Genomic DNA, 12284 nt, shown 5'->3' with positions numbered 1-12284 from the left:
GCCAGCCACATGCAGACTGACCTCTGCCACAGCCTAGGCATCCGCGGCCTCGTCTTCAACGAACCGCCCCTCCTCACGGCCCTCGCCAATGACAACGGCTACGAGAACGCCTTCCAGCGCCTCGTGGACCTCTGGGGCGACGGGGCGGACGCTGTGGCACTACGAGCCGAAGCTCGATCCGCTTTCGAAGCAGGCCTTCTACGCCTCGGCGAGCCGCGGCGTGACGGTCGGGCGCGGCAAGGTCTTCCTCGGGACGCTCGACGGGCGCTTCGTCGCGCTCGACCAGAAGACCGGCAAGGAGCTGTGGGCGACGCAGCTCACGGACCAGAAATCGCAGTACGGCGCGCTCTTCTCGGCCCCGCCGCAGCTCGCGGGCGATGTGCTGTTCGGTGGCACGACGGGAGGCGACCAGCCGATCAGCGGCAAGATCTACGCGGTCAATGCCGACACCGGCAAGCCGGCGTGGACCTTCGACATCCTGCGCGACGATCCCGAGAGCTGGCCGGGCGACAGCCGCAAGCGCGGCGGCGGCAGCGCGTGGATGCCGGGCACCTTTGACCCGCGTACCGACACGATCTACATCGGCACCTCGAACGCGGCGCCGGACTACTTCAACGCCGATCGCAAGGGCGACAACAAGTACACGGCGAGCCTGCTCGCGCTCGACCCGAAAACCGGCAAGCTGAGATGGGCGCGGCAGGAGATCCCGCACGACTCGTGGGACTTCGACTCGGCCTACGAGGCGCTGATGGTCAAGGGCGCGGACGGCAAGGACGTGATCGTGCATCTGAACAAGAGCGGCTTCGTGTTCGTGATGGACAAGGACGACGGCAAGCTCGAGAACGTCTGGCAGTTCGCGCAGAACGTGAATTGGGTGAAGGGCATCGATCCGAAGACCGGGCGGCTGATCGAGCCGGTGTATCCGGAGGAGGGCAAGAAGAAGCTCTTCTGCCCGAATCTCCTCGGCGCACGCAGCTGGAACCACGGCGCCTACAACCCGCAGACGGGGCTGTGGTACTCGCATGCGATGGAGGTGTGCAATGAGGTCACGGCCGGTCGCGACGATCCGGCGAACTTGACGGCGATCTCCGCGCTGTCGCTCGGCATCGACGAGATCAAGCTCGTGCCGCCCCCTGCCGACAAGCCGCACGGGCGTCTGGATGCGCGCGATCCACTGACGGGCAAGGTGAAGTGGAGCATCCGCTACGACATGCCGCCGCTCTCGAGTGTGCTGACCACCGCCGGCGGGCTGGTGTTCACCGGCGACATGGAAGGGCGCATCTACGCCTACGACGCCGACAACGGCAAGGAGCTGTGGCGCTTCAGCGCCGGCTCCGGGCTGCGCGGCGGGCCGGTGAGCTACGCGGCGGGCGGGCGCCAGTACATCGTCGTCCCGACCGGGCTCGGTTCGCATGCGCCGGGCTTCCTCGCGGGAGCCTATCCGCAGATCAAGGATCTGCCGGGCGGCGCGGCGCTGATCGCCTTCACGGTCGACTGAACGCTTTTCGTCTTCCTCCTTGGGCGGGTCTTGGCTCCCGCTCTTGTTCGCGGGGCGGCGAAGGTCGCCGCCCCGTTTTTTCTGGGGAACAGCCATGGATGGATCGATGATGTTTCGGATGAAGCTTTCCCGGCGCCGCGCTCGGCTGGTGCGGGTGATTGGGGGGCTGGCGCTGTGCGCGGGCCTGTCCTTCGAGTGTGCGGCGGTCGGACCTCCGTCACGGGATGCGGCGAGCGAGGCGCCTGTCTCGGCGGGCGAGCCGCAGGCGCCGTTCGCGCTCGACGACCCGGCCCGTATCGAGGCCGGCCGCAAGCGCTTCAACAAGACTTGCGCGGGCTACTGCCACGGCTTCGAAGGTATCGGCGGGCGGGCGCCGGATTTCAAGGGGCGCAAGGATTTGCCGGTGCGCGTGATGTTCGAGACGATCACGCAGGGGCGCGTGGGCGCGGACGTGATGCCGCCGTGGGGCGCGGCGTTCAGCGCGGAGCAGATATGGGAATTGGTGGCGTATCTGCAGTTTCTGGGGGCGCAGTAGGGCGGGAAAGCGATGCGTCGTTCTCCGGGCTGCCGCCGACGAATAGCGATGCGAGCCACCCCGCGAACAGCAGCAGCGCGAGCTTCACCATCAGCCAGCCGGCGCTCTCCTGCTGATCGACGAGATAGCTGTTGCACACGCGCACTGGCGCAGCGATGTAGAGCCAGCCGAGGACGGCGAGCATGCTGATGAAGTTGGTCCAGATGAAGCCGTGGCCGATCGTGCCGAGCCGTCGCCACGCAAGCGCGAGCGGCAGGCCGACGAGTGCGGGCAGGCTGACGAATTTCGCGGCTTCGACGGTGAGGTTCGCGAACGCCTCGTCGAGTGCTCGCGGAAGCATCCACCAGCTCGATGCGAAGAGCGCGACGACGACGTGTGGGATCGGGCCGCCGGCGGCGGCGAGCAGCGCTTCCTGCCAGGCGTCGGGCAGCAGGCGACAGGCGACGAAGCCGAGCGCCGCGAGCAGCGGAATCTGCACCAGCATGTGACCGCTCATCGTTGCTTCGAGCCACGCGCGCGCGTCCGGCGTCGCGAGCAGCAGGTACAGCGCGCCGAGCACGTGCAGGCCGATGCCGGCGCGAGTCACAGTGTTCATCACAGCGCCTCCCTCAGCTTGTCGGCGAAGCGTAGCGGCGCGTCGAGGTCGGCGATTTCGGCGAGCCGGCCGTCGCGGCCGACGAGATGGATCGCGGCGTTGTGCTCGAATCCGCCGAACCGGTCGGCAATCACGACAATGCCGAAGGCGGTGAGGAGCGCGTTCAGCTGCGCCGCGTCTCGCACGCGCACGATCCGCCAATGTTCGCCGTCGGCGCCGTGGCTGCGGCCGTAGGCCTTGAGGCTCGCCGGGTCGTCGCGCTCGGCATCGAAGCTGATGCTCAGCAGCGCGACGTCGCGCCCGAGGGCGGCGGGCGGCAGCCGGTCGCGGATCTGCCTGAACGCCGCGCCGAGGCTGCTGCAGATCGTCGTGCAGCGGGTATAGATGAATTCGACTGCGAGCAGCCGTCCACGGTAGTCGTCGAGACTGAAGACGCGGCCGTCCTGGTCTTCGAGGACGGCCGCGGGCAGCGGCCGCGGGCTGCGCAGGATGTCGGCCCGCCGCGCGGTCTCCGCGGTGAAGGCGGTGAAGCCATCGGTGCCCCCCCACAGGACGCCGGTGCCGAGGACGGTCACCAGCGTCGTGACGAGGGCGGTGCGCGCGAGCGTCTTCATGCGCCGCGACTCACGAACCGTTTCAGGCGACCGCCGCGCGGGCGACCGGCGCACGCTGGTAGTCGTGACGCGCCAGCCTGATGCGGGCGAAAAAGCGGCCGACGAAGAGGAGCGACGAGGCGATCACCAGCATCGCGAACACCGAGGCGATGCGGTCGTACGGCACCCATTCGGGCAGGTGGGCGGCGTAGCGGCGTGCGACGCTTTCCTTGCCGGAATACAGGAAGCTCAGCGTGAAACCGAGCACCGAGGACGTGAATAGCCAGAACGCGATGCGGTCGATCAGGCGGTCGTCGGCCTCGTGGTCCGGCTTGCCGAGGTAGTACATGAAGCCGAACACCATCGCCACCATGCCGAGCAGCAGGTAGGTGTGGAAATGCCCCGGCACCCACAGTGTGTTGTGCATGACGTAATTGACGGTGATCGTGCCGTCGATGAAGGCCGGCATCGCGCCCGCCGCCCAGCCGAACAGCGACAGGAACAGCAGCTTCGACGCCATGTCCCAGCGGATGCCGGAGCGATAGACGATCATCAGCGCGCCGTAGCCGGTGACGACGAGGATGGGCAGCGTGTTCAGGTAGCCGATGATGTGGCCCATGATCAGCATCCACTTCGGAAACGCGAAGTCCATCAGCAGGTGGTGCGGGAAGATGAACATCACCATCAGCGTCGAGGCGGTCCAGGAGGCGAGGAACACCTTGTTCGCCTTCCACGGCCGCTGGGTGTAGCGCGGCAGGATCTCGTAGACGGCGATCACCGCCATGTAGATCGTCGCGTTGATGAAGACGTGGCCGAAGAAGTAGATCATCCCCTTTGCGAGCAGCGGGTCGATGGCGAAACTGGGCACATAAAGGTTCACCAGCATCATCGTCAGGATGCTTGCGCCGACGACCAAGCCGATGACGTTGACGACGGTGACCATCGCGCTCGCAACCACCGTCGGCGGCGGCGCGTTGCCGTCGTCGCGGCCAAAGAGCTGCGGCCAGCCGAGTGCGCGCGCGAAATTGCCGTAGCGCGCGACAATCGCTCGGGCGACGTCCAGATGCAGCAGCAGGAAGCCGACGCCGATCACCAGCAGTCCGCCCATGAAGAGCGCCGCCGCATCCGCGCTCCACATGCCCATCGACTTGCCGGGCAGCGGGAACAGGAAGGTCCAGGCGCCGTGGAAGTGCCCGAGCAGCACGCTCGCGAGGATCATCCCGACGCCGATGAGAAACAGCACGAGGTTCGCGATGAAGATGCGCGACGACAGATCGACGTACTGGCGCAGGAAGTGCCACATCACCGACGCGCCGGCGATCCCCGCGATACCCACCATGCCGGCGCCATGCAGCGTCATCAGTTCATAGAAGCGGCCGACGCCGATCGAGATCCATTGCGCCTGCTCGAGGCGCATCAGCAGGCCGAAGACCATCATCAGCAGCAGCACCGCCGCCGCGGTCGCCAGATAAGCCAGCACGCCGGCCTTGGCCCCGTGGTCGGGCCGGTGTTCGTATGTGTAGGTCGCCATGTGCGTGTCCTCCCTTAGCGAGCGTCGACCCGGATTTCGGTCATCATGTTGTGGTGTGCGACGCCGCAGTACTCCATGCACAGGATCCGGTAGGTGCCAGATTCCTTGAAGGTGTAGCGCAGTGTGTTGGTGTAGCCGGGCATCGCCTGCGTCTGCGCGACCAGATGCAGGTTGGCGTCGTAGATGCCGAAGCCGTGATTGACGTCGCCGCTCGTGACGCGGAACTCGACCGGCTGACCGGCGGTGACGTGGTCCTGGCTCAAGTCCCAGTGCCACTGGTAGCCGGTGGCGTCGACGATCTGCGCAGGGCCCGAACCGGATCCGGCGCGCGCGGCGCCATAGGGCAGATCCATGAGCGTGTAGATCATGGCCGGTCCCAACACCAGTACGAGTCCCCAGAAGAGACGGGTGCGCAGGCGGTAGGCGCGTTTCTGCAGCGGGGTATAGTCGTCCTGCCGTCGGCCCGAATTGATGGCGACAAAGGCGAAGCCGAACCCCACGAGCGTCATCAAGACGAGTGATAGTTGCCAGGCAATGGGTTGCACGATGGGTTCTCCTGTCCATGTGTTCGTCGTCGGGACATGGGCGTCCCCCTGGACAATAAATAGCGAGTGCCGTGCCACATTCGCCAACCGATTGATGCCAATCATTTTTGTGGCGTGGGATCGATGTTGAAATGCGTTCATCAATCCATCCTGAACGTTCATTGCGAACGTTCAATCTGAACGGAAGGGCGATCTCCATGCCGAGTCTGGCTACCTTGCGCGTGTTCCTCGACTGCCTTGAAGAGGGCGTGCTGTTTCTCGACGCCGATCGGCGCGTCGTCGACATGAACAATGCGGCCGGCCGCATGATCGGGCGGGACAATCCGCGCGTCGTGGATGCTCTGTGCCCGACGCTGTTCTTCGGCACCGAATGCGCGCGCTCGTGCGACGCCCGCGGTCAATGTTCGCTGACCCCGGCGAAGGGCGAGGACGGCAAGGTTCAGGATATCGTCCTCAAGACCCCCGCGGGTCTCGACATACCGCTGCGCATGTGGGCGATGCTGCTACCGCCGAACGATTCCAACCTGTACTGCGCAATCATCCTGCGCGACCGCTCACGCGAAGTAGAGCTCGAAGCGGAGGTGCGCGACCGCTGGCAGCTCGGCGGACTCACCGGCCGCAGCCGCGCAATGCAGGAGCTCTACCAGAAGGTGTTGCGCGTTGCCGCGAGCGACGCCAACGTGCTGGTCACCGGTGAGAGCGGTGTCGGCAAGGAACTCGTCGCCCGCGCGCTGCACGACAACTCGGCCCGCGCGAAGGGGCCGTATGTCGCCGTGCATTGCGCCTCGCTGCCGGAGAGCCTGCAGGAGTCGGAATTGTTCGGGCACGCGAAGGGTGCCTTTTCCGGCGCCACTGGGGCGCGGGTCGGCCGCTTCGAAGCGGCCAACGGCGGCACGCTGCTCCTCGACGAGATCGGCGAGATCTCGCCCGCGACGCAGACGCGGCTGCTGCGCGTGCTGCAGGAGCGCGAGGTCGTGCGTGTGGGTGAGAATCATCCCCGCAAGGTGGACGTCCGGGTCGTCGCCGCAACGCATCGCGACCTGGCGGCGATGGTGGGTCGCGGCGAGTTTCGTGAGGATCTGTATTACCGGCTACACGTGCTCCCGCTGCATGTACCGGCCTTGCGCGAGCGCCGCGAGGACATTCCGCTGCTCGCGGGCAAGCTGCTCGGTGAACTCGGCGAACGCTACCGGCGGCCCGACCTGCGGCTGTCGCCGGAGGCCATCGGCATGATGGAATCCTTCGCCTGGCCGGGCAACGTGCGCCAGCTTTTCAATGCGCTGGAGTACGCGGTTGTGAACGCCGACGGTCCCACGATTTTGCCGCGGCATCTGCAGCCGGAGTTGGCGATGCCTGTCGCTGCGACGGCGCCGGCCGCAGTGCCGCTGACACGCTATTACACCTCGCCCATGACCGAAGACGAGGAGCGCACGCAGATTCTGCGTGTCGTCGAAGAGTCCGGCGGCAATAAGGCGGAAGCCGCGCGGCGGCTCGGGATGTCGCGCACGACCTTGTGGAAGCGGCTCAAGTCTGCGTGAGGCATTGTGCTGGAGGGGACGTTATGCCCCGTGGTGTGCCGCCCGGACGAGTTCGCCCGCGAGGGGTGATACCTCTAATCCGCCCGTGGACGCAGTAGGGGGCGGACATAAAGCGCGCCGGGAACGCCGTCGCGCCCCCGGCCGGACTCAGGGCAGGATGCGTACCTTCGGTTCGCGATCCCATTGTCGCGTACGCGCGGCGGCGATGAAGGCTGCGCTGTCTGCAGCGTCGACCACGCCGGCGTCGGTGCCGATGGAGGTCTTCTGCGCCAGGGCCCGGCCGCCTGCGTCGAGGGCGAGGGCCTTGAGGTGCGCAAACGCGTCGGTGATGAAGGCGAGCGCTGCGGACTCGCCGGCCAGTTGTTGCGCGCCGGCGTCGGACAGGATCACCGCGACGGCGTCGAACATGACCGAAGGCATGCCGGCAAGCTGGCCGTCGGCGGGCTGCATCGATCCGTCCGCCAACTTTGCGCCGCCGATCTTGGGGGCGACGATCTTGACCGAAGCGCCGGCGGCCATCGCGGCGTCGCGAAGGTCGCTCAGCGTCGCGCCGTCGCTGCCATCGGCGATCAGGATGCCGACGACACGGCCTTCGAGCGTGTCCTTCATCTTGCCGATGATCTGCAGCGCCGGCGAGGGCGGCAGATCCTGCACGGGGGCGGCGGGGGGCGGGGCGTCGGGCAGCGCATCGAGGGCGAGGCCGTCGGCGACGCGCCGCGCGAGGTCCTCGTCGATGTTGCGCAGGTGGCCGACCATCGCCTCGCGCAGGTGGACGTGTTCGACCTTCGACAGCTCGAAGACCAGCGCGTAGGCGATGTGCGCCTGCTCGTAGCTCGTCTGGCTGCGATAGAACTGCCGCGCCTGACTGTAATGGTCGGCGAAGCTCTCCGCGCGGATGCGGCCTTTCTCGCCGGTGTCGACGACGCGCGCGCTGCGGAAGCCGAGGTCGGGGGTCTCACGCGGCGTGCCCTCGTCGATCGAGCTCGGTTCGTAGGACACGCGTCCCTTCGGCTGGTCCATCTGCATCTTGCCGTCGCGCTGGTGGTTCGCGAAGGGGCACTTGGGCGTGTTGATCGGGATCTGGTGGAAGTTCGGTGAGCCGAGCCGCAGGAGCTGGGTGTCGAGGTAGGAGAAGAGCCGCCCCTGCAGCAGCGGGTCGTTCGAGAAGTCGATGCCGGGGACGATGTTTGCCGGACAGAAGGCGACCTGCTCGATTTCGGCGAAGAAGTTGTCGGGCCAGCGGTCGAGGACCATGCGGCCGATGACCTGCAGCGGAACGAGTTCTTCCGGGATGAGCTTGGTTGCGTCGAGGTGGTCGAAGGGGAAGCGCTCCGCTTCTTCCTCGGTGAAGAGCTGGACCGCGAACTCCCATTCGGGGAAGTCGCCCTTCTGGATGGTCTCGAAGAGGTCGCGGCGATGGAAGTCGGGGTCGGCGCCGGCGATCTTCACGGCTTCGTCCCACGCCGTCGACTGCAGTCCGAGCTTCGGCCGCCAGTGGAACTTTACGAAGGTGGAATCGCCCGCGTCGTTGACCAGGCGGAAGCTGTGCACGCCGAAACCTTCGATCATGCGCAGCGAGCGGGGAATGGTGCGGTCGGACATGATCCACATGATCATGTGCATCGATTCCGGGGTGAGCGAGATGAAGTCCCAGAAGGTGTCGTGAGCCGTGGCGCTCTGCGGGAAGCCGCGGTCGGGCTCCATCTTGATCGCGTGGACGAGGTCCGGGAACTTGATTGCGTCGTGGATGAAGAAGACGGGGATATTGTTCCCGACGAGGTCCCAGACGCCTTCCTCCGTATAGAACTTCACCGCGAAGCCGCGCACGTCGCGCGGCGTGTCGACCGATCCCGCACCGCCGGCGACCGTCGAAATGCGGGTGAAGACCGGTGTGCGCACGCCGACTTCGGTCAGGACCCGTGCGCTCGTGTACTGCGCAAGCGACTGCGTGAGCTCGAAGTAGCCGTGGGCGGCGGAGCCGCGGGCGTGCACGATGCGCTCGGGAATACGCTCGTGATCGAAGTGGGTAATTTTTTCACGGAGGATGAAATCCTCGAGAAGGGTCGGCCCGCGGGCGCCCGAGCGTAGCGAGTTCTGGTTGTCCGCGATCGGGATACCCTGGTTCGTGGTCAGCGCGGGATGCGAAGCGCCCGCGACCTGATGCACTTCGCCCGCCTGTCCGGGCGTCTGCGCCGGGCGTGCGCCAGCGCCGGCGGCGGTCTTGGCGGGACTCGATCCCTTGTCCTTCTTGGTCATCATGGAACTCCTGATCGGCAGTCGACGATTTCCCGGCTCCGCTCCCGCTCGAACCGGGCGGGCGCCCGATGCGGCGGAACGGAGACGGAGACGGAACAAACTTCTCGTCGGCTGCAATCGGCGCTCCTGCGCCTTTACGCGTCGAACTCCCTCCGATTCGGACTGACGATCTGGAGCCGCGTCATCTTGCGATAGAAGGTGGCGCGCGACATGCCGAGTTCGCGGGCGGTGACGCTGACCTGCCATTGATGGCGGCGCAGCGCCGCGAGCATCTGGGCGCGCAGCTCGGCGTCGGCGTTCGATAGCGGCCGGCGGGGCGCGTCGCTGTGCGAAGGAAGGCGCAGCGGCGGCACATCGTCGAAGGCGTCGCCGCGTGACGCGGCCGCGTGAGCGCACACGCGTGCGCGGAAGAGGTCGGGTGGCAGGTGTTCGAGCTCGACGGCGTCGCCGTCGGCGATCGCACAGGCGTAGCGCATCGCGTGGCGGAGCTGGCGGATGTTGCCGGGCCAGTCGTGACGCACGAGGGCGTCGAGGGTGGCGGGCGCGAGGTGCAGGGTCGGCCGGTCCATCGCCGTGGCTTCCTCGCGCATCACCTTGTCGATGACGCCGCGGATGTCCTCGCGTTCGCGCAGCGGCGGAAGCAGGAAGACGGCGCCGTTGAGGCGGTAGTAGAGGTCTTCGCGGAAGCGTCCCTGCTGGACGAGATCGGGCAGGTCCTGGTGGGTGGCACAGACGACGTGCAGGCGCACCGGGATCGGCGTTTCGGCGCCGAGCGGCAACACTTCGCCTTCGGCGAGCACGCGCAGCAGGCGGCTTTGCAGTTGCAGCGGCATGTCGCCGATCTCGTCGAGGAAGAGCGTGCCGCCGTCCGATTGCAGGATCTTGCCCCGAACCCCCTTGCTGCGTGCGCCGGTGAAGGCGCCGTCGCGGTAGCCGAAGAGTTCGCTTTCGATCAGCGTCTCGGGGATCGCCGCGCAGTTGAGTGCGACGAAGGGCTTGTCGCGGCGTTCGCTGTAGTCGTGGATCGCGCGCGCGAAGGCTTCCTTGCCGGTGCCCGTTTCGCCGAGCAGCATCACCGGGATGTCGCGGTTGGCGACTTTGAGCGCGCGTTCGACGTTGCCGCGCAGGCGTGCGTCGTCGAGCGCGAGATGCGAGAAGCCGGGGATTTTCGCGCGGGCGCCCTCTTCGGTGGCGGCGTCGTCGATCGCGCTTGGCAGCACGAGACCGCTGCGGCTGCGAGGCGCGGGCGCGCGCAGGATCGCGAAGAGCCGTTCGCCGTTCGTCGTGAGGCGCAGCGGGAAGGCTTGGCCCGGCTGCCCGTGTGCGGCGGCGAGGATCTCGTTCGTCGTGCATTCGAAGAGATCGTGGATGAAGGCCGGTGGCGGGGCGGCGTCGCCGTCGAGCAGTTCGAGCCGTGCGCGCCGGTTGCCGCCGACGATGCGGCCGCTGTCGTCGAAGGCGACGAGGTAGTCGGTCTGCACGCTGAGGTACTCGGCGAGCCGCCCGAGCTGCAGCACCCAGTAGGGGCGCAGCGTGTACCACGCGAAGGCGTTCTCGATCTGCTGCGCGCGGTCGAGTACCAGGCGATAGACGAGGAGCTGGCTCTCGCGCTGAGCGGGGGCGTTGAGTGCCGAGGCGTCGAGCACGGCGATCGGATGGTCGTCCGGGCCGAAGATCGGCACCGAGCTGCAGCTGAAGGCGATGTTGTGCGAACGGAAGTGTTCGTCGCGATGCACGAGCATCGGCTGGCCGTCGATCAGCGCGGTGCCGACGCCGCAGGTGCCTTCGGCCGCCTCGGACCAGCAGGTGCCGACCCGAAAACCTTCGGCCTTGAACTCGCGGTCGAGCTCGGGAACAGTGCGGAAGTCGACGGTGACGCCATCGGCGTCGGTGAGCAGCACGCAGTAGTTCACGGGCCGCAGCTGCGCGTGCAGGCGGTCCATGCCTTCGCGGGCGATGCGCATGAAGGCGTCGATGCGGTCGCGGTGTTCGCGCAGCTCCTGGGCCGTGACGACGCGCGGCGTGGTCGCGAGCGCGGGGTCGATCTGATGAGTGCTGAGCGATCGCCGCCACGAGCGCGCAAGGCGCTCGAAACTGCTGTCGCGTCCGAGCGGCAGTCCGCGTTCGACGACGTCGATCACGCGTCCGACGTGCTGGACGATCTCCTGAGGTCTCCTCATTGCCTTCCTCTCGTCTCCGGCGTCCCGCGCCGGATGTATTTGGATAGAAGTGCTTTTTCCTTTGCTTTCAGCGTATTCCCGGCCAGTGGGGAAATCAATGCGGACAGGTGTCTCACCGGGCTGAGACAGCTGTCTGCGGAATCGCGGGCCGGGTGTCTCAGCGGGCCGCCCGGAGAGCCTCCGAAATCGTCGTCCCGGGTCTTTCCTTTCAAGTCGTACGCAACGAGTCGCCTGCATTTTTCTCGTTATTTTCAGTCTGTTGTGCGCTTCGTTGAGCGGGAGAAGAGGGTGTCGCCCCGCAGCTGGCACGCGCCGTGCGGAAGGGAGCTCAGGTCCGCGGCATGCGGCGGTCGCCTCCGGGGGCGGTCGGCGTCCGGCGCAGGTGCTGCGGGGCTCGAAACCATTCAACCAAGTGAGGAGCAATGATGAGCGAGACACTGAACCGTGAGGGCCTGCTCAAGGCTTACCGGATCATGCGCACGATCCGCGAGTTCGAGGAGCGCGTACATACCGACTTCGCGACCGGCGAGATTCCCGGCTTCGTGCATCTGTATGCCGGCGAGGAAGCGTCCGCGACCGGCGTGTGCATGCACTTGACCGGCACCGACTACATCGCCAGCACGCACCGCGGCCACGGCCATTGCATCGCGAAGGGCGTGGATCCGGTCGGGATGATGGCCGAGATTTGGGGCAAGGCGACCGGCACCTGCAAGGGCAAGGGCGGCTCGATGCACATCGCGGACCTGTCGGTCGGCATGCTCGGCGCGAACGGCATCGTCGGCGGCGGCGGTCCGCTGATCTGCGGCACCGCGCTGGCCGCGAAGCTGCGCGGCACGCAGGACGTCGGCGTGTGCTTCTTCGGCGATGGCGCATCGAACCAGGGGACGATCTTCGAGGCGATGAACCTCGCCGCCGTATGGAATCTGCCGGCGATCTTCGTCGCCGAGAACAACGGCTACGCCGAGGCGACCTCGTCGAAGTACTCGGTGCCCTGCGAGAACATCGCCGATCGC

General features: G+C 66.9%; 10 protein-coding genes. 4 read left to right on the top strand and 6 right to left on the bottom strand.

Going from position 1 to position 12284, the window contains the following annotated elements; translation table 11 throughout:
• Positions 1-88 precede the first annotated feature (88 nt).
• Both VJ673_RS00050 and VJ673_RS00045 read left to right on the top strand, forming a co-directional pair.
• Positions 89-1498 carry a pyrroloquinoline quinone-dependent dehydrogenase gene (locus VJ673_RS00050; RefSeq protein ID WP_324123956.1) on the top strand — a complete coding sequence of 470 codons (1410 nt, stop codon included), beginning with the start codon at positions 89-91 and terminating at the stop codon, positions 1496-1498.
• 106 nt (positions 1499-1604) lie between these two features.
• Positions 1605-2033 carry a c-type cytochrome gene (locus VJ673_RS00045; protein WP_324123955.1) on the top strand — a complete coding sequence of 143 codons (429 nt, stop codon included), beginning with the start codon at positions 1605-1607 and terminating at the stop codon, positions 2031-2033.
• Here the strand turns inward: VJ673_RS00045 and VJ673_RS00040 are convergent.
• Genes VJ673_RS00040 through VJ673_RS00025 form a run of 4 tightly spaced genes read right to left on the bottom strand, consistent with a single transcriptional unit; the run spans position 1975 to position 5297 of the window.
• Positions 1975-2628 (bottom strand): hypothetical protein, encoded by a 654-nt coding sequence (locus VJ673_RS00040; protein ID WP_324123954.1) that lies wholly within the window; start codon positions 2626-2628, stop codon positions 1975-1977. The genes VJ673_RS00045 and VJ673_RS00040 overlap by 59 nt on opposite strands.
• On the bottom strand, positions 2628-3242 hold the full coding sequence (locus VJ673_RS00035; protein ID WP_324123953.1) for an SCO family protein: 615 nt from the start codon (positions 3240-3242) through the stop codon (positions 2628-2630). The genes VJ673_RS00040 and VJ673_RS00035 overlap by 1 nt, the downstream gene beginning before the upstream one ends.
• Before the next feature lie 22 nt (positions 3243-3264).
• Positions 3265-4752 (bottom strand): cbb3-type cytochrome c oxidase subunit I, encoded by a 1488-nt coding sequence (locus VJ673_RS00030; RefSeq protein WP_324123952.1) that lies wholly within the window; start codon positions 4750-4752, stop codon positions 3265-3267.
• Positions 4753-4766: 14 nt separating this feature from the next.
• Positions 4767-5297 carry a cupredoxin domain-containing protein gene (locus VJ673_RS00025; RefSeq protein ID WP_324123951.1) on the bottom strand — a complete coding sequence of 177 codons (531 nt, stop codon included), beginning with the start codon at positions 5295-5297 and terminating at the stop codon, positions 4767-4769.
• Positions 5298-5494: 197 nt separating this feature from the next.
• On the opposite strand from VJ673_RS00025, the gene VJ673_RS00020 reads away from it, so the two are divergent.
• Positions 5495-6835, top strand: a complete 1341-nt coding sequence (locus VJ673_RS00020) for a sigma-54 interaction domain-containing protein (protein WP_324123950.1) — start codon at positions 5495-5497, stop codon at positions 6833-6835.
• Positions 6836-6982: 147 nt separating this feature from the next.
• Here the strand turns inward: VJ673_RS00020 and VJ673_RS00015 are convergent, their stop codons facing one another.
• Entirely contained in the window at positions 6983-9094 is a 2112-nt protein-coding gene (locus VJ673_RS00015) for a catalase (RefSeq protein ID WP_324123949.1), read from the bottom strand.
• 131 nt (positions 9095-9225) lie between these two features.
• Entirely contained in the window at positions 9226-11271 is a 2046-nt protein-coding gene (locus tag VJ673_RS00010) for a sigma-54-dependent Fis family transcriptional regulator (RefSeq protein WP_324123948.1), read from the bottom strand.
• Positions 11272-11696: 425 nt separating this feature from the next.
• On the opposite strand from VJ673_RS00010, the gene VJ673_RS00005 reads away from it, so the two are divergent.
• Positions 11697-12284: thiamine pyrophosphate-dependent dehydrogenase E1 component subunit alpha (locus VJ673_RS00005; protein WP_324123947.1), on the top strand; the 588-nt coding region annotated here is incomplete at its 3' end.

It is taken from the genome of Aromatoleum sp. (genome assembly GCF_035254505.1).
Lineage (GTDB): Bacteria > Pseudomonadota > Gammaproteobacteria > Burkholderiales > Rhodocyclaceae > Aromatoleum.
The sequence above is the reverse complement of the archived record's forward strand: the minus strand, read 5'-3'. Positions and strand labels throughout refer to the sequence as shown.